Source organism: Pseudomonas baetica, from assembly GCF_002813455.1.
Lineage (GTDB): Bacteria > Pseudomonadota > Gammaproteobacteria > Pseudomonadales > Pseudomonadaceae > Aquipseudomonas > Aquipseudomonas baetica.
On the sequence record NZ_PHHE01000001.1, the window covers coordinates 4,346,879 to 4,362,658 of the forward strand.

Below are 15,780 nucleotides of genomic sequence, written 5' to 3' on the forward strand. Positions count from 1 at the left end.
GCTCGCGAAAGCGTCCGGTCAGTTATGCATCTGCTGACGGGTACACCGCTTTCGCGAGCAAGCCCGTTCCCATAGGAGGATTGAGTTCAACCCTCCATGCTTTGAAAATGCGCCAGCATCCGCTGCGCGTCCGGCACCACGCCGCTGAACAACTCAAACGCCTTCACTGCCTGAAACACCGCCATGTTGCCGCCATCCAGCGTTCGGCAGCCCAAGGCGCGGGCGTTGCGCAGTAGTTCGGTCTCCAGAGGGAAGTACACAATCTCCGCCACCCACAATTCTTTGCGCAGCAACTCGACCGGAACCGGCATGCCCGGCAGTTTGGCCATGCCCATTGGCGTGGTGTTCACCAGGCCATCGGCTTGATTCAACGTGCTTGGCAAATCATGCCCGGCCACTGCGCGGCCAACGCCGAAATGCTGATTGAGGTTGTTCGCCAGGCTTTCAGCGCGTTCGCTGTCCACGTCGAAAATGCTCAGCCGTTGTACGCCTTCGCTCAATAACGCGTGGGCCACTGCCGCGCCTGCACCGCCAGCGCCCATCTGGACTACGCGGTTACGCGCAGCGTCATTCAAGCCACGGCGAAAACCCTCGGCGAATCCCAGACAATCGGTGTTGTGGCCGACACGTTTGCCGTCCTTGAGCACCACGGTATTCACCGCGCCGATGCCGCGAGCTTCCGGCGACAGTTCGTCGAGCAGCGGGATGATCGCTTGCTTGCACGGGAAGGTGATGTTCAGGCCGGTGTAGTTCATGCGCTCAGCGGCCAGCAGCAAGTCGGGCAGGGCGTTGATGTCCAACTGCAATTGATCGAGGTCGACCAGGCGATACAGATAGCGCATGTCCTGCGCATCACCCTCGTGCTCATGCAGCGCAGGTGTGCGCGAGGCCTGAATGCCGGCACCGATCAGTCCGGCCAGTATTACGTTCTTGCGGATCATGCCGCGCATCCCTTCAGCCGCTGGCTGAAATGTTCCAGGGCCAGACGATAGCCATGGCTGCCAAACCCGCACATCACCGCCGTAGCGATGGCCGAGACAAACGAATGATGCCGGAACGGTTCGCGGGCATGGACGTTGGACAGGTGCACTTCAATCACCGGCAATTCACTGGCCACCAGTGCATCGCGAATCGCCACCGAGGTGTGCGTCCACGCCGCCGGATTGATCACGATCCCGGCGCAACGGTCGCGTGCTCCGTGAATCCAGTCGAGCAGTTCACCTTCGTGATTGGTCTGGCGAAACTCCACGGCCAGGCCGAATTCTTCGCCCGCGCGGCCGCACAGCGCGGAGATATCCGCCAGGGTTTCGTGGCCATAAGTCGCCGGCTCACGGGTGCCGAGCAGGTTCAGGTTCGGGCCGTTGAGCACCAGAACGATAGGGGGCATGGGGGGAAACTCCACTTATTGTTTTTGGCTTTGGCCGATGGTTTCAGCCTGTGGAGATAAAATGTACTAGATGGTTACATCGGTCAATTGAACAACATTGACCTTGGCGTTTTATGTTCGGTGATCGCACAGATCAAAAAACGACCACAAAAAAGCCGTCAATCACGACGGCTTTTTCGTATCCGGCCTCTGCACTCAACGGCGGGTCAGCAACACACCCGATTCCATGTGATGCGTCCACGGGAACTGGTCGAACAACGCGCACTGGGTGATGCGGTGCGTGTCGTGCAACTGGGCGATGTTGGCCGCCAGGGTCTCCGGGTTGCAGGAGATGTAGAGGATGTTGTCGAAGCGTCGGGTCAGCTCGCAAGTGTCCGGGTCCATGCCGGCGCGCGGCGGGTCGACGAAGACGCTGCCGAACTCGTAGCTCTTCAGGTCGATGCCCTGCAGGCGACGGAATGGGCGAACTTCGTTGAGGGCTTCGGTGAGCTCTTCGGCAGACAGACGCACCAGCGTGACGTTATCCACAGCGTTTTCGCTGAGGTTGCTCAGTGCGGCGTTGACCGAGGTCTTGCTGATTTCGGTGGCCAGCACTTTGCGCACGCGGGTCGCGAGCGGCAGGGTGAAGTTGCCGTTGCCGCAGTACAGCTCCAGCAGATCGTCAGGGCGATCGCCCAATGCTTCGTAAGCCCAGTTCAACATCTTCTGGTTCACGGTGCCGTTAGGCTGGGTGAACGCGCCTTCGGGCTGGCGATAGCTGAACGTGCGGCCGCCGACTTCGAGTTTTTCCACCACATAGTCTTGGCCGAGCACTTCGCGTTTGCCTTTGGAACGGCCGATGATGCTGACGCCGAGATCGGCCGACAGCTTCGTCGCCGCCGCATGCCAGTGTTCGTCCAGCGGACGGTGGTAGCACAGCGTGATCATCGCGTCGCCGGCCAGGGTGGTCAGGAACTCGACCTGGAACAACTTGTGGCTCAGCGCCGCGCTGGCCTGCCACGCCGCCTTGAGCTGCGGCATTAACTGATTGATGCGCAGGCTGGCAATCGGGAACGCTTCAATCAGGATCGGCGTGCGTTTGTCGTCCTGGGAGAACATCGCGTAATGCCGCTCGCCGGCCTCACGCCACAGGCGGAACTCGGCGCGCAGACGGAAGTTCTGCAGCGGCGAGTCGAACACGGTTGGCTCTGGCGCATCGAACGGGGCCAACAGGTCACGCAAACGCGTGACCTTGTCTTCTAGCTGTGCGGCGTAAGCCTGGGAATCGAAAGTCATGCGTTGAACCAACCCAACTTGATCACGAACAGAATCGACAGAATCACCAGCGCCGGGTTCAGCTCACGGGCACGACCGGACAGCAGTTTGATTGCGGTCCAGGCGATGAAGCCGAAGGCGATGCCGTTGGCGATCGAAGACGTGAACGGCATGGCCAGCGCGGTGACCACGACCGGTGCGGCGACGGTGATATCGTCCCATTCTATTTCTGCCAGGCCCGACATCATCAAGACGGCGACGAACAGCAGCGCCGGTGCGGTGGCGAAAGCCGGAACGCTGGCCGCCAGTGGCGAGAAGAACAACGCCAGCAGGAACAGAATCGCCACGACAACAGCTGTCAGACCGGTACGGCCGCCCGCACTCACGCCGGCAGCGGATTCGATGTAGCTGGTGGTGGTCGAGGTGCCCAGCAGCGAACCGGCCATGGCGGCGGTGCTGTCGGCAATCAGTGCGCGCCCCATTTTCGGCATGTGGCCATCTTTGCCCATCAGGCCGGCGCGCTTGGCGACGCCGATCAGGGTGCCGGAGTTGTCGAACAGGTCGACGAACAGGAAGGCGAAAATCACGCTGACCAGACCGATGTCCAGTGCCCCCATGATGTCCAGCTGCAGGAAGGTCGGGGCCAGCGAAGGTGGCATCGACGTCACGCCATTGAACGCGGTGAAGCCAAAGGCGATGGAAACGATGGTCACCGCGAGAATGCCGATCAACACCGCGCCGCGCACTTTCAGTGCCTCAAGGGCAACGATCAAGGCAAAACCGAGAGTGGCGAGGATCGGTGCAGGCTGTTTCAGGTCACCGAGGCCGACCATGGTCGCCGGGTTGCTGACCACGATGCCGGCGTTGTGCAGGGCGATCAGCGCCAGGAACAGGCCGATACCGGCGGCAATCGCCGAGCGCAGCGGCAGCGGGATGCTGTTGATGATCCATTCGCGGATGCGGAAGATCGACAGCAGGAAGAAGCACACGGCCGAGATGAACACCGCGCCCAGCGCCACTTGCCAGGTGTGGCCCATGTGCAGCACGACGGTATAGGTGAAGAAGGCGTTCAGGCCCATGCCCGGAGCGAGGGCGATCGGGTAGTTGGCGATCAGGCCCATGACCGTGGAGCCGATGGCGGCTGCCAGACAGGTGGCGACGAACACCGCACCTTTATCCATGCCAGTCTCGCCGAGAATGCTCGGGTTGACGAACAGAATGTAGGCCATGGCCAGGAACGTCGTGATGCCCGCAAGAATCTCGGTGCGCACGTTGGTGTTGTGTGCCTTGAGTTGAAACAGCCTTTCCAGCATGTCTGCTCCCCGTGGCGCGCATGGCGCCGTAAATGTATCGACCTCAACAGCAAAGCACAGACCGTCGCAAGCGCCTGGAAAATTGTGGTGGGCCGGAAAAAGCCGCGCATCATACCAGCAGCGTGAGGAATATGGCGGTTGTTGGTGTCGATCGTCGGCGAAGTTTTGTACCGGCACCAACTGCGCCATACTGCGCGCTGATTTTTTGGGAACATTGAACGCATGAGCACGCGCTGGGTAAAGGCTTTCGGATTGATTGCAGGGCTGATGACCGGGACATCGGCTGTATGGGCGGCATCGGCACCGCCCTTGAGTGAAGTGAAAGTCATCAAGGTGCAATCGCCGGCCTGTGGCCTGGAAGACATTGCCGATAATCAGCCGCAAACCCAGTGCAATCACAGTGGACCGAATATCACGGTCTACGTGCTGGAGGTCGGTTATGGCCAGAGCCAGCCGCACGCCACGCTGGACGGCTTCGAAGTGAATGGCACACGATCCCCGGTGTGCGCTTTCGATAACGGCAACTTGACTGAATGCACGCCCGGCAGCAAAACCGTGGGTTCTCTTTACACCTTCGATATGGCGGGCAAGCAGGAAGGCACCTTCAGCTTCAGTAACACCTCCATCAACGCCCCGCGCAACACGATGTCGACGCAGCTTTACATCAAGTAAGGGCTGTATCCGAACGGTCGGAGGCAAAGCTGACTACGCTTTAAAGATCATCCAGCGGATAGCGCCCATGACCTTTAGAGCCCTGATTACCCTCGCCGAGGGCATCGATGATCTGCAAAGCGTGACCCTGATCGACGTGCTGCGCCGAGCCGGCATCGAAGTGGTGGCCGCCAGCATCGAAGGCCGACGCATGCTGACCTGCGCGCGCGGCACCCGCTTGACCGCCGATGGCATGCTGGTCGATGTGCTGGCGCAGATCTTCGACCTGGTCGTGCTGCCCGGCGGCGCTGTCGGGTCGCAGCACCTCGCAGCACATCAACCTCTGCAACAACTGCTCAAGGATCAGGCCAGCGCCGGACGTCTGTTCGCCGCGATCGGCGAATCCCCGGCCATCGCCCTGCAAAGCTTCGGCGTGCTGCGCCAGCGGCGCATGACCTGCCTGCCCAGCGCCAGCCATCAACTCTCGGGCTGTACGTTTGTTGATCAACCGGTTGTGGTAGACGGCAACTGCGTCACCGCCCAAGGCTCTGGAGCAGCGCTGGCGTTTGCCTTGACGCTGGTCGAGCAACTCGGCGGCAAGGCGCTAAGGGCGAAAGTGGCCGGGGAGTTGTTGGTTTGAGGTGATCAGGCGTGGGCAAAGATAGGCTCAATCGCCGGTTGCTCTCGATGCTCCGCTTGCCACAGATCGTAATCGGTTTGAACACCTAGCCAAACGCGAGCTTTTCCAATGCCCGCCCGTTCCAGTCGCACGGCCAGATCAGGGCTTATGGGTGCATGCCCGTGCAGTACACGAGATAGATGAGGGCGGGCAAACCCTAGGTGCCGTGCCAGTTCGGTAACGCTGATGCCAAGTTCGGGCAAGACATCTGACAGCAGTGTTTCACCGGGGTGTGGCGGGTTGTGCATGGGCATGGGCCTGCCTCCTGTCAGTGGTAGTCCAGATAATCGACCAGTTCGATATCCGAACCGACAAAACGAAAGATAACCCGCCAGTTGCCTGAAACGCTGAGCGACCAGTACTCGGACCACTCACCCTTCAGTGGATGCAGGCGCCAACCCGGAAGATCCAGATCCCCGGGAAGCGTTGCGCGATCCATGAATTGCAGCATGCGCGCCAAGCGTTTCGCGTGATCGGCGCGAATTCCGCGAGTAGAACCGGTCTCATAGAAGCCGCGAAGGCCTTTGTGCTGAAAGGATTTGATCATGGGGGCGAGTGTAAGGCGATACATTACACTCGGTGCGGTATCTATGTACCGCACCTTTTCAATTAATTTGTGTTTGGCATAGCAACTTCATGGACGAACGCTAAACCTTCGCCTCTTCCACCAGCTCTGTCATCCGGTCGCGTTTGGCCAGGGTCGGAAACAACTTGATCCACGTCCCCGTCACTACCAGAGTGCCGATCCCGCCCATGACCACCGCCGGCACCGTGCCGAACCAGTGGGCGGTGAGGCCGGATTCGAATTCGCCCAACTGGTTCGAGGCGCCGATGAACAGGCCGTTCACCGCGCTGACCCGGCCGCGCATTTCGTCTGGGGTTTCCAGTTGCACGAAGGAAGCGCGGATCACCATGCTGATCATGTCCGCTGCGCCGAGCACGACCAGCACCGCCAGCGAGAACCAGAAGGAGGTCGACAGGCCGAAGGCGATGGTCGCGACGCCGAAGATGCCGACCGCGGTGAACATCACCCGGCCGACGTTGCGCTCCACGGCAAATCGCGCCAGGAACAGTGACATCGCCAACGCGCCGACCGCCGGAGCCGAACGTAGCAGGCCGAGGCCCCACGGCCCGGTCAGCAGAATGTCTTTGGCAAACACCGGCAGCAACGCAGTGGCGCCGCCGAGCAGTACCGCGAACAGATCCAGAGAGATCGCCCCGAGAATGTCCGGACGGCTGCGAATGAAGCGGATCCCCGCCAGCAGTGAGTCCAGCGTGGCTTTGCCTTTATTCAACGGGGTCTGCCGGGCAGGCAGGTTGAGCATCAACGAACAGGCAATCACATACAGAAGCACCGTCGGGCCGTAGACCCAGACGCTGCCGAACGCATAGAGCAAGCCACCGAGTGCCGGTGCGACGATGGTTGCTGACTGCTGCGCAGATTGCGCCGCCGCGACGGCCCGCGGGAACAACGATGCAGGCACGATGCTCGGCAGTAGCGCTTGAGTGGTCGGCATTTCAAACGAGCGCGCCGCACCCAGCAGGAAGGCGAGGATGAAGATCATTTCCCGGGTGATGTGATCGGTAGCACTGCCGATGGCCAGTGCCAACGCGATCAGCGCCTGTAACGACTGACAGATGGCCGCGACCTTACGCCGGTCGTAACGGTCGGCGACATGCCCGGTGTGCAGCATGAACAGCACGCGCGGGGCGAATTCAACAAGCCCCACCAGACCCAAATCGAGCACGTTGCCGGTCAACTGATACAGATTCCAGCCAATCGCCACGGTGAGCATCTGAAAACCGCTGGCGGTGAAAATACGCGCCAGCCAAAACGCTAGAAAGGGACGATGGTGACGTAACAGCAGGGGCTCTTGGCTGGGCATCTGGAGGCAGGTCTGGTTCGAGGGGGAACTGCGAGGTTATCACCAGTCTGTAACAGGAAGTTGCTATGACAAAAAATTAGTTAGCCAGACATCGATTATCCCTGCACCCCAACTCCTTGGGGCAAGGGAGCTCGCCGGTTCACCGCATGGGATGTACTTCAGAGCATTGCCCCGCAACCGTGAGGCAACTTGTCACGCGGCAAACGACCACGCCGTTCTCCGTCGGAAATAGGACTACTCTTTTAACGTTGCTTGATCCAGATCAAGGCCTCTAACGGAATTGATCCGGTGGCCCGTCGGCCAGACTCCCTGCGTTGCGATGGTTGTTAAAAAAGAACGAATCAGAATTCGCCACACTCCATATCCGTGGGGGCAGTAGGCGCAGGGGTCACAAGCCCCCAAGCCGGTATTACCTGACAGAGGAAGACTTATGTTCGGTTTAGAGGCACTCGATCTCGCCCGAATTCAGTTCGCGTTCACCATCTCGTTCCACATCCTGTTCCCGGCCATCACCATTGGTCTGGCGAGTTACCTGGCTGTGCTCGAAGGCTTGTGGCTCAAGACCCGCAACGACACCTACCGTGACCTTTATCATTTCTGGTCAAAGATCTTTGCCGTCAACTTCGGCATGGGTGTGGTCTCCGGTCTGGTGATGGCCTATCAGTTCGGTACCAACTGGAGCCGCTTCTCGGACTTCGCCGGTGCCGTTACCGGGCCTTTGCTGACCTATGAAGTGCTCACGGCGTTCTTCCTTGAGGCTGGTTTTCTCGGGGTGATGCTGTTTGGCTGGAACAAAGTCGGCCGCGGCCTGCACTTCTTCTCCACGGTAATGGTGGCGATCGGTACGTTGATTTCGACCTTCTGGATTCTTGCGTCCAACAGCTGGATGCAAACCCCGCAGGGCTTCGAAATCGTTAACGGTCAGGTCATTCCTACCGACTGGCTGGCGATCATTTTCAACCCGTCGTTCCCGTACCGCCTGATGCACATGGCGACTGCCGCGTTCGTGGCCACGGCGTTCTTCGTCGGCTCGTCAGCTGCCTGGCACTTGCTGCGCGGCAAGGACAACCCGGCTATCCGCACCATGCTGTCGATGGCGATGTGGATGGCGCTGATTGTCGCGCCGATTCAAGCCGTCATCGGTGACTTCCATGGCCTCAATACCCTTGAGCATCAACCGGCAAAAATCGCCGCGATCGAAGGCCACTGGGAAAACAAGGGCGATGAAGCGACGCCGCTGATCCTGTTCGGCTGGCCGGACATGAAAGAAGAGAAAACCAAATTCGCCGTGGAGATCCCGTACCTCGGCAGCCTGATCCTGACTCACTCGCTGGATAAGCAGGTACCGGCGCTCAAGGATTTTCCGCCTGAAGACCGGCCGAATTCGACCATCGTGTTCTGGTCGTTCCGAATCATGGTCGGCCTCGGTTTCCTGATGATCTTCACCGGTCTGTGGAGTCTGTGGCTACGTAAGCGCGACACGCTCTACACCTCGCGTCCGTTCCTGTATCTGGCGTTGTGGATGGGGCCTTCCGGGCTTATCGCAATCCTCGCCGGTTGGTTTACCACTGAAATCGGTCGCCAGCCATGGGTGGTCTACGGGCTGATGCGCACCGCGGATGCGTCCTCCAACCACAGCTTCATGCAGATGAGCATCACCCTGATCATGTTTGTGGTGGTGTATTTCGCGCTGTTCGGTGCGGGCCTCGGCTACATGATGCGGCTTGTGCGCAAAGGACCGAAAACCGACGAGGGCAAGGAAACCAACGACGGTGGTCCTGGCCAGAAACGCACACCGGCCCGGCCATTGTCCGCTGCTGAAGACGATGGCGCCGAGGCTGACCACAGCCCAACCCTGACCAAGGAGATTTGAATCATGGGTATTGATCTTCCGCTGATCTGGGCCGTGATCATCATCTTCGGCATCATGATGTACGTGGTCATGGACGGCTTCGACCTGGGGATCGGGATTCTCTTCCCGTTCATCCCGGGAAAGACTGACCGTGACGTAATGATGAACACCGTCGCCCCGGTCTGGGACGGTAACGAAACCTGGCTGGTGCTGGGTGGCGCGGCGTTGTTCGGCGCGTTTCCGCTGGCGTACTCGGTGGTGTTGTCGGCGTTGTACCTGCCGCTGATCTTCATGCTGATCGGCCTGATTTTCCGTGGCGTGGCGTTCGAGTTCCGCTTCAAGGCCAAGGACGACAAGCGTCACCTGTGGGACAAGGCGTTCATCGGCGGTTCGGTGGCCGCGACGTTCTTCCAGGGTGTGGCGCTCGGTGCGTTCATCGATGGCTTGCCCGTGGTCAACCGGCAGTTTGCCGGCGGCTCGCTGGATTGGCTGACGCCGTTCACGATGTTCTGCGGTGCTGCGCTGGTGGTGGCCTACGCCCTGCTAGGTTGCACCTGGCTGATCATGAAAACCGAAGGCAAGCTTCAGGAACAGATGCATAACCTGGCCCGGCCGCTGGCCTTCGTACTGCTGGCGGTGATCGGTATCGTCAGTATCTGGACGCCGCTGGCGCATCCGGACATCGCGACACGCTGGTTCAGCATGCCGAACCTGTTCTGGTTCATGCCGGTACCCATTCTGGTGCTGGTGACGATGTACGGTTTGATTCGCGCCGTGGCGCGCAATGCCAACTACATGCCGTTCCTGCTGACCCTGGTGCTGATCTTCCTCGGCTACAGCGGCTTGGGTATCAGCCTGTGGCCGAACATCGTGCCGCCGTCGATCTCGATCTGGGACGCCGCCGCACCGCCGCAAAGTCAGGGCTTCATGCTGGTCGGCACGTTATTCATCATCCCGTTCATCCTGGGTTACACCTTCTGGAGCTATTACGTGTTCCGCGGCAAGGTCACCCATGAAGACGGCTACCACTAAGCGAAACCCTGCTCGCGATGGCGTCGGTAGCGACGCCATCAATCTTGAAGAGGTTTAAAGAAAATGACCGGCAAACATTCCCTGCACGACATTGAAGAAGCCGAAAAAAAACCGCTGTGGCAGCGGCTCGGCTGGTTGGCCATGATTTGGGTCGGTAGCGTAGGAGCGCTGTTTATCGTCGCCAGCCTGATGCGCATGTTCATGAACGCCGCAGGCCTGACCACTCACTGAAGCACCCCGTCCCGGCGCCTTCGGGAACGGATTTGAAACCCTCCGCATGGAGGGTTTTTTTTCGCGGTTTACTTGCGCGCCTTGAGGATCACGAACTTTGGCGTAGCGGCCACTTGCTCGACACCACGGAACAGCCGCGCCAGTTTGCTGTGATAGCCAAGGTGACGGTTGCCGACGATGTACAACGCACCGCCCACCACCAACGCCTCGCGCGCCTGCTGAAACATGCGCCAGGCCAGAAAGTCGCCAACCACTTGTTGCTGATGGAAGGGCGGATTGCACAGCACGACATCCAGCGATTGCGGCTCTTGACCGGCAAGACCATCACCGGCCCGCACAATCACGTCGCGATCACCCAGCGCGGCACGCCAGTTTTCGGCGGCCGATTGCACGGCCATATACGATTCATCGACCAGCGTGTAATGCGCGTCTGGGTTTTGCAGCGCGCTGGCAATCGCCAGCACACCGTTACCGCAACCGAGGTCAGCGACCCGCGCCGTGCCGAGGTTCTTTGGCAAGTGCGGGAGAAAGGCGCGGGTACCGATGTCCAGGCCTTCGCGGCAGAACACATTGGCGTGGTTCAGCAGTTCAATGGCCGGATCGTCAAGGCGATAACGCGTCGGATAGGGCGACACTGCCGGTGCTTTCGCTTCAGGAGTGGCGATCAGCAAGCGTGCTTTTTTTACCGCCAGTGAGGCCTGTACCGGGCCGATGTAGCGCTCCAGTAGATCGCCGGCGGCGCGCGGCAAATGCTTGACCATCGCCGCTGCGATCACTTCTGCGCCGGGGGCCAATTGCCCTCGCAGGCGAATCAGCTGTTCTTCGAACAGCGCCAGGGTTTTCGGGACGCGGATCAACACCCGGTCGAACGGCCCGACTACCGGCTCACTGGCCGGGATACCGCGGATCGCATCGAATGCCTGGCCATTGCGCAGCAGGTTTTTTTCCAGCCCCTGAAAACCCAGAAACGAATCACCGCTGCTGACGACCCGGACCTTGCCCAGCAGACTGGCTACCAGTGCGCCGAAGCTGTCGTTGAGTACCAATACTCGGGTTTCGGCCGTCGGCTGCTGTGCGGCCAGGTGGTTGAGCAGGTATTCATCCGCCGCATCGAATGCTTGCAGCGGTTCGTTCTGCTGTTCGGGTTGGCGGATCAGATCGAGTTGAGCGAAGGGGGTATCGAGCAAAGGCATGGGGCGGGGACTCAGGTAATCGACGGGTGTCCGGCCGCCTTGACGCTGTGCGGCGGAACCGACCGAGTGCAATTCGACGCTTCAGTTCACGTCATCACTCAGGAAGGTCACAAATGTTACGTTTTTTTCCAGGCAAATACCCGTGTGTTTTCACCTGCACGCCGCTGTCGCCTTTCAGATGATGCCGATCTTGGCCGCCCTCATCACGGCAGAAATCTTGTTGCAGACATTCAGCTTCTGAAGAATTTTTTGTATGTAATAGCCCACTGTCCGTTCGCTGATACTGAGAATCCTCGCAATTTCGTAGGCCGTCTTGCCCAGCGCCGAGAGTTGCAGAACTTCCAGCTCACGTGCGGTAAGGCGCGGATACTCAGACTTGCCAGGTCTGCGAGGCAGGGAACGGGCGAACAGATCACTCAAATGATTGGTGACGTAAAACATGTAACCGAAATGCTCGTACAGCTCGAACGGGCTGATCGGACAATGCCTTCTGGACAGGCTGACAATGCTGCTGAAACCGTTTTCCTCGTGGTTGAAGGACTGTGACCAGCCGTGATGTATCCCGTATTGCTGCAATAGCTGCCACAGAGAAGGCGCATTCGCAAAAACCGCCTCACTCCAGACAAGCGGCAGCATTGATTGTTGGCAATGCGAGGTTATCGGGTCCGTCTCTACGTGCCCTTCCTGTTCATATTCGAGGTTCCAGCCTTTGGGGTAATTGTCGATTCGCAGGGGCTTGAACGGAGGTCCTCCATCGCACGGAGTGATAACGATACTGCAAAAGTTAAAACCGAGATTTTCGATAAAACGAAGCAGCACCGCAAAAGCACTATCTATATTTCTGGCAAACGTCAGTTGTTTTAGCTGCGACTCCTTCCATGTCTCCATTACCACTCTCCAATTCACCGGCTTTTCTCTGGGGGTGCAGTTGGATCCAAAACCGCACGCAAACGAGTGTAGGAGATTTCTTACGGTGCGGAGGGATTTTTTCGCTCTTTGTATAAACGGTTTTTGAGTAAAGCGTTATGAGGACTTGATATGAGATTCAACATGTAACTCGGCTTTTACATATCGTTACAGTTATTATCTGGTTGGTTAATTAGTTGATTTTGTATTAATGGGCTGGTCGCGAAATGCCATTACTTTTTGCTGGTATTACTGCCAGCGCGTTTGCGCGAAACTGGCGTCATCGTTCAATGGAATCTCGCCATGACCGCCAGTGCAGAGAAATTTACCCGCCAGACACTGCTTGATGTGCAGCCCCTGACCCCCAGCCTGTTCACCTTGCGCATCACCCGCGATGCAGGTTTTCGTTTCCGCGCCGGGCAATTCGCCCGGCTCGGCGTGACCAAGGCGGATGGCACCACCGTATGGCGTGCCTACTCAATGGTGTCGTCACCGTTCGACGAGTTTCTCGAGTTTTTTTCAATCGTGGTCCCGGACGGCGAGTTCACCAGTGGATTGAGCCGGCTTGAAACGGGCGATACCTTGTTGGTAGAGCGTCAGGCGTTCGGCTATCTGACACTTGATCGTTTCGTCGATGGTCGCGATCTGTGGTTGCTGTCGACCGGCACCGGTGTGGCACCGTTTCTATCGATCCTGCAGGATTTCGAAGTCTGGGAGAGGTTCGAGCGGATCATTCTGGTGTACAGCGTGCGCGAAGCGCAGGAACTGGCTTATCTGCCGCTGATAGCCGGGCTCGCACAGCGTGATTATCTGGCTGAGCACGCCGAAAAACTGCAATTCATTCCCATCGTCACCCGCGAGCAACATCCTGGCGCCTTGAACGCACGCATCACGGCGTTGATCGAGAATGGTGAACTGGAGCGTGCCGCTGGTGTTGAACTGACGGCAGAGCATTCGCGAGTCATGCTGTGCGGCAATCCGCAGATGATCGATGACACCCGCACCTTGCTGAAACAGCGGCATATGCGTCTGAGCCTCACGCGTAAGCCAGGCCAGGTGGCCGTTGAAAACTACTGGTAAAAAAAACGGCACCTCGCAGGTGCCGTTTTCTATTAGGCGGGATTATTCAGGGCGGTTGTTCTGGGCCTTGAGCAAGTCGCGGATCTCACCCAGCAGTTCCTCTTCTTTGGTTGGGACCGGCGGCAGAGACGGGGCCACGGCCTCTTCGCGCTTCAAACGGTTGATCGCTTTGACACCCATGAAGATCGCGAAAGCAACGATGATGAAATCAAGCACGCTCTGGATGAATTTGCCGTAAGCCAGCATCACAGCGGGGGCGTTACCCTCGGCGGCTTTTAACGTCACGGCGAGGTCACTGAAATCCACCCCACCGATCAAAAGGCCAATCGGCGGCATGATCACGTCACCGACAAACGACGAAACGATCTTGCCGAAGGCGGCGCCGATGATGATACCGACAGCCATGTCGACCACGTTGCCTTTGACCGCGAAGGCCTTGAACTCACTTATCACGCCCATAGGTTATTCCTTGTTACAGATGAGGTTGGTGTACGCAGTGTAAATCAGCAAAACGCGTCCTGCGCGAAACACCTTCTTACAATGCCCGTTTTTATCGACAGATTAATCGCCGATAAGTTTGCAAAGTGCCACTAATCGCGCGCGAAATACGCCGCAACTCGCTGATCGGGAAGCTAAAATTTTCAATCGCCAAGTTATGAACATTCTATTTATGTTCGCAGGCGTAGCCCTCTAGCCTTTGGTTGGCGCACCTGGATGCGCCCAAAAAACCAGAGGAACCTGATATGACGTCCGCACTTGGATTGGGGGCTTTTCCCCATCGCCGTACACTGGGTGTATTCACCGCCAGCCTGTTAACCTTCTCTGTACATGCCGCGCCTCTGACCCGTGATAACGGTGCAGCGGTCGGCGACAACCAGAACTCGCAAACCGCTGGAGCCAACGGCCCGGTGCTGCTGCAGGATGTGCAACTGATTCAGAAGCTGCAGCGCTTTGATCGTGAACGTATTCCCGAGCGTGTGGTGCATGCTCGAGGCACCGGCGCCCATGGCACTTTTACGGTGACCAACGACCTCAGTGACCTGAGCAAGGCCAAAGTCTTCGCTACCGGACAAACCACGCCGGTGTTCGTGCGTTTCTCCGCCGTGGTTCACGGTAACCACTCCCCGGAAACCCTGCGCGACCCACGGGGGTTTGCCACCAAGTTCTACACCGCCGATGGCAACTGGGACTTGGTCGGCAATAATTTTCCGACGTTCTTTATCCGTGATGCGATCAAGTTCCCGGACATGGTGCATGCGTTCAAACCCGACCCGCGTACCAACCTCGACGATGATTCGCGCCGATTCGACTTTTTCTCCCACGTACCGGAAGCCACGCGTACGCTGACCGAGTTGTATTCCAACTCAGGCACGCCTGCCAGTTATCGAGAGATGGATGGCAATGGGGTGCATGCCTATAAGTTGATCAATGCCAAGGGTGAAGTGCATTACGTAAAGTTTCACTGGAAGAGCTTGCAAGGCATCAACAATCTCACCCCTGAACAAGTCACAAAAGTTCAGGGTCAGGATTACAGTCATATGACCAATGATCTGGTGACTAATATAAACAAAGGCAACTTCCCTAAATGGGACTTGTACATTCAGGTTCTGAAACCACAAGACTTGTCCAAGTTTGATTTCGATCCACTGGACGCTACAAAGATCTGGCCGGGTATTGCGGAACGAAAAGTTGGGCAAATGGTGTTGAACCGCAATCCGGCAAATGTCTTCCAGGAAACTGAACAGGTTGCCATGGCACCCGCCAATGTTGTTCCGGGAATTGAACCTTCGGAGGATCGTCTGTTACAGGGGCGAGTGTTCTCTTACGCTGACACGCAAATGTATCGCCTGGGTGCCAATGCTCTGCAGTTGCCCATCAACGCGCCTAAGGTGGCGGTGAATAACGGCAATCAGGATGGCGCGATGAATTTCGGTGCCAGCCAGTCCGGTGTGAACTATCAGCCGAGCCGTTTGCAACCGCGTGAAGAAACCCCAGCCGCGCGTTACAGCCAATTGGCGCTGTCGGGCAGCACACAGCAGGCGAAGATCCAGCGTGAGCAGAACTTCAAGCAGGCCGGCGATCTGTATCGCTCGTTCAGCAAAAAGGAACGCCGCGATCTGATCGACAGCTTCGGCGGTTCGCTGGCCAGCACCGATGACGAGAGCAAGCACATCATCCTGTCCTTCCTTTATAGGGCCGATCCGGAATACGGCACCGGCGTGACCGAGGTGGCCAAGGGTGATCTGAGTCGGGTCAAGGCACTGGCGGCCAAACTGGCTGACTGATCCGACGCTTATCCCAAGCGGGGCCTGAATC

At 58.3% G+C, this 15,780-nt stretch carries 17 protein-coding genes; 7 read left to right on the forward strand and 10 right to left on the reverse strand.

The window, feature by feature from the left end:
• Positions 1–86: 86 nt before the first annotated feature.
• The 4 genes from ATI02_RS20065 to ATI02_RS20080 all read right to left on the reverse strand — a co-directional run bounded on the left by ATI02_RS20065 (position 87) and on the right by ATI02_RS20080 (position 3,954).
• Entirely contained in the window at positions 87–941 is an 855-nt protein-coding gene (locus tag ATI02_RS20065) for a shikimate dehydrogenase (protein WP_100848481.1), read from the reverse strand.
• Positions 938–1,387, reverse strand: a complete 450-nt coding sequence (gene aroQ, locus ATI02_RS20070) for a type II 3-dehydroquinate dehydratase (RefSeq protein WP_100847147.1) — start codon at positions 1,385–1,387, stop codon at positions 938–940. Before aroQ ends, ATI02_RS20065 begins: the two co-directional genes overlap by 4 nt.
• A 195-nt stretch (positions 1,388–1,582) precedes the next feature.
• The gene (trmA, locus tag ATI02_RS20075; RefSeq protein ID WP_100847148.1) at positions 1,583–2,662 is read right to left on the reverse strand and encodes a tRNA (uridine(54)-C5)-methyltransferase TrmA; all 1,080 of its coding nucleotides are present in this window, start codon (positions 2,660–2,662) and stop codon (positions 1,583–1,585) included.
• Positions 2,659–3,954: an NCS2 family permease gene (locus ATI02_RS20080; RefSeq protein ID WP_100847149.1), complete on the reverse strand. Its 1,296-nt coding sequence runs from the start codon at positions 3,952–3,954 to the stop codon at positions 2,659–2,661. Before ATI02_RS20080 ends, trmA begins: the two co-directional genes overlap by 4 nt.
• Before the next feature lie 222 nt (positions 3,955–4,176).
• On the opposite strand from ATI02_RS20080, the gene ATI02_RS20085 reads away from it, so the two are divergent.
• Both ATI02_RS20085 and ATI02_RS20090 read left to right on the forward strand, forming a co-directional pair.
• Positions 4,177–4,626, forward strand: coding sequence for a DUF4879 domain-containing protein (locus ATI02_RS20085; RefSeq protein ID WP_100847150.1), 450 nt, complete (start codon positions 4,177–4,179; stop codon positions 4,624–4,626).
• Positions 4,627–4,693: 67 nt separating this feature from the next.
• Positions 4,694–5,245 (forward strand): DJ-1 family glyoxalase III, encoded by a 552-nt coding sequence (locus ATI02_RS20090; RefSeq protein WP_095190338.1) that lies wholly within the window; start codon positions 4,694–4,696, stop codon positions 5,243–5,245.
• Between the two features lie 5 nt (positions 5,246–5,250).
• Here ATI02_RS20090 and ATI02_RS20095 read toward each other — a convergent pair whose 3' ends face one another.
• From ATI02_RS20095 to ATI02_RS20105, 3 genes are all read right to left on the reverse strand, one after another.
• Positions 5,251–5,538 (reverse strand): HigA family addiction module antitoxin, encoded by a 288-nt coding sequence (locus ATI02_RS20095; RefSeq protein WP_095190339.1) that lies wholly within the window; start codon positions 5,536–5,538, stop codon positions 5,251–5,253.
• Positions 5,539–5,552: 14 nt separating this feature from the next.
• Positions 5,553–5,831, reverse strand: coding sequence for a type II toxin-antitoxin system RelE/ParE family toxin (locus ATI02_RS20100; protein WP_095190340.1), 279 nt, complete (start codon positions 5,829–5,831; stop codon positions 5,553–5,555).
• Positions 5,832–5,931: 100 nt separating this feature from the next.
• Positions 5,932–7,170 (reverse strand): MFS transporter, encoded by a 1,239-nt coding sequence (locus ATI02_RS20105; RefSeq protein WP_095190341.1) that lies wholly within the window; start codon positions 7,168–7,170, stop codon positions 5,932–5,934.
• Between the two features lie 430 nt (positions 7,171–7,600).
• On the opposite strand from ATI02_RS20105, the gene ATI02_RS20110 reads away from it, so the two are divergent.
• The 3 genes from ATI02_RS20110 to ATI02_RS20120 all read left to right on the forward strand — a co-directional run bounded on the left by ATI02_RS20110 (position 7,601) and on the right by ATI02_RS20120 (position 10,285).
• Entirely contained in the window at positions 7,601–9,043 is a 1,443-nt protein-coding gene (locus tag ATI02_RS20110; RefSeq protein WP_095190342.1) for a cytochrome ubiquinol oxidase subunit I, read from the forward strand.
• 3 nt (positions 9,044–9,046) lie between these two features.
• Positions 9,047–10,054: a cytochrome d ubiquinol oxidase subunit II gene (gene cydB, locus ATI02_RS20115; protein ID WP_095190343.1), complete on the forward strand. Its 1,008-nt coding sequence runs from the start codon at positions 9,047–9,049 to the stop codon at positions 10,052–10,054.
• A 63-nt stretch (positions 10,055–10,117) separates the two neighbouring features.
• Positions 10,118–10,285, forward strand: a complete 168-nt coding sequence (locus ATI02_RS20120; protein ID WP_007950992.1) for a DUF2474 domain-containing protein — start codon at positions 10,118–10,120, stop codon at positions 10,283–10,285.
• A gap of 68 nt (positions 10,286–10,353) precedes the next feature.
• Here the strand turns inward: ATI02_RS20120 and ATI02_RS20125 are convergent, their stop codons facing one another.
• Both ATI02_RS20125 and ATI02_RS20130 read right to left on the reverse strand, forming a co-directional pair.
• The gene (locus ATI02_RS20125) at positions 10,354–11,478 is read right to left on the reverse strand and encodes a methyltransferase (RefSeq protein ID WP_100847151.1); all 1,125 of its coding nucleotides are present in this window, start codon (positions 11,476–11,478) and stop codon (positions 10,354–10,356) included.
• 174 nt (positions 11,479–11,652) lie between these two features.
• Positions 11,653–12,366 (reverse strand): autoinducer binding domain-containing protein, encoded by a 714-nt coding sequence (locus tag ATI02_RS20130; RefSeq protein WP_095190345.1) that lies wholly within the window; start codon positions 12,364–12,366, stop codon positions 11,653–11,655.
• A gap of 321 nt (positions 12,367–12,687) precedes the next feature.
• On the opposite strand from ATI02_RS20130, the gene ATI02_RS20135 reads away from it, so the two are divergent.
• A complete protein-coding gene (locus ATI02_RS20135) occupies positions 12,688–13,464 on the forward strand; it encodes a ferredoxin--NADP reductase (protein ID WP_095190346.1) in 777 nt (258 codons plus the stop codon).
• Positions 13,465–13,506: 42 nt separating this feature from the next.
• On the opposite strand, the gene mscL is transcribed toward ATI02_RS20135, so the two are convergent.
• Positions 13,507–13,923 carry a large-conductance mechanosensitive channel protein MscL gene (gene mscL, locus ATI02_RS20140; RefSeq protein WP_095190347.1) on the reverse strand — a complete coding sequence of 139 codons (417 nt, stop codon included), beginning with the start codon at positions 13,921–13,923 and terminating at the stop codon, positions 13,507–13,509.
• 284 nt (positions 13,924–14,207) lie between these two features.
• On the opposite strand from mscL, the gene katB reads away from it, so the two are divergent.
• Positions 14,208–15,749: a catalase KatB gene (katB, locus tag ATI02_RS20145; protein WP_095190348.1), complete on the forward strand. Its 1,542-nt coding sequence runs from the start codon at positions 14,208–14,210 to the stop codon at positions 15,747–15,749.
• Positions 15,750–15,780 lie beyond the last annotated feature (31 nt).

What these genes read in the sequence shown, in the direction of transcription:
- ATI02_RS20065 (WP_100848481.1), bottom strand. Translation starts at nt 941, where the DNA reads ATGATCCGCAAGAACGTAATACTGGCCGGACTGATCGGTGCCGGCATT.
- aroQ (WP_100847147.1), bottom strand. Translation starts at nt 1,387, where the DNA reads ATGCCCCCTATCGTTCTGGTGCTCAACGGCCCGAACCTGAACCTGCTC.
- trmA (WP_100847148.1), bottom strand. Translation starts at nt 2,662, where the DNA reads ATGACTTTCGATTCCCAGGCTTACGCCGCACAGCTAGAAGACAAGGTC.
- ATI02_RS20080 (WP_100847149.1), bottom strand. Translation starts at nt 3,954, where the DNA reads ATGCTGGAAAGGCTGTTTCAACTCAAGGCACACAACACCAACGTGCGC.
- ATI02_RS20085 (WP_100847150.1), top strand. Translation starts at nt 4,177, where the DNA reads ATGAGCACGCGCTGGGTAAAGGCTTTCGGATTGATTGCAGGGCTGATG.
- ATI02_RS20090 (WP_095190338.1), top strand. Translation starts at nt 4,694, where the DNA reads ATGACCTTTAGAGCCCTGATTACCCTCGCCGAGGGCATCGATGATCTG.
- ATI02_RS20095 (WP_095190339.1), bottom strand. Translation starts at nt 5,538, where the DNA reads ATGCCCATGCACAACCCGCCACACCCCGGTGAAACACTGCTGTCAGAT.
- ATI02_RS20100 (WP_095190340.1), bottom strand. Translation starts at nt 5,831, where the DNA reads ATGATCAAATCCTTTCAGCACAAAGGCCTTCGCGGCTTCTATGAGACC.
- ATI02_RS20105 (WP_095190341.1), bottom strand. Translation starts at nt 7,170, where the DNA reads ATGCCCAGCCAAGAGCCCCTGCTGTTACGTCACCATCGTCCCTTTCTA.
- ATI02_RS20110 (WP_095190342.1), top strand. Translation starts at nt 7,601, where the DNA reads ATGTTCGGTTTAGAGGCACTCGATCTCGCCCGAATTCAGTTCGCGTTC.
- cydB (WP_095190343.1), top strand. Translation starts at nt 9,047, where the DNA reads ATGGGTATTGATCTTCCGCTGATCTGGGCCGTGATCATCATCTTCGGC.
- ATI02_RS20120 (WP_007950992.1), top strand. Translation starts at nt 10,118, where the DNA reads ATGACCGGCAAACATTCCCTGCACGACATTGAAGAAGCCGAAAAAAAA.
- ATI02_RS20125 (WP_100847151.1), bottom strand. Translation starts at nt 11,478, where the DNA reads ATGCCTTTGCTCGATACCCCCTTCGCTCAACTCGATCTGATCCGCCAA.
- ATI02_RS20130 (WP_095190345.1), bottom strand. Translation starts at nt 12,366, where the DNA reads ATGGAGACATGGAAGGAGTCGCAGCTAAAACAACTGACGTTTGCCAGA.
- ATI02_RS20135 (WP_095190346.1), top strand. Translation starts at nt 12,688, where the DNA reads ATGACCGCCAGTGCAGAGAAATTTACCCGCCAGACACTGCTTGATGTG.
- mscL (WP_095190347.1), bottom strand. Translation starts at nt 13,923, where the DNA reads ATGGGCGTGATAAGTGAGTTCAAGGCCTTCGCGGTCAAAGGCAACGTG.
- katB (WP_095190348.1), top strand. Translation starts at nt 14,208, where the DNA reads ATGACGTCCGCACTTGGATTGGGGGCTTTTCCCCATCGCCGTACACTG.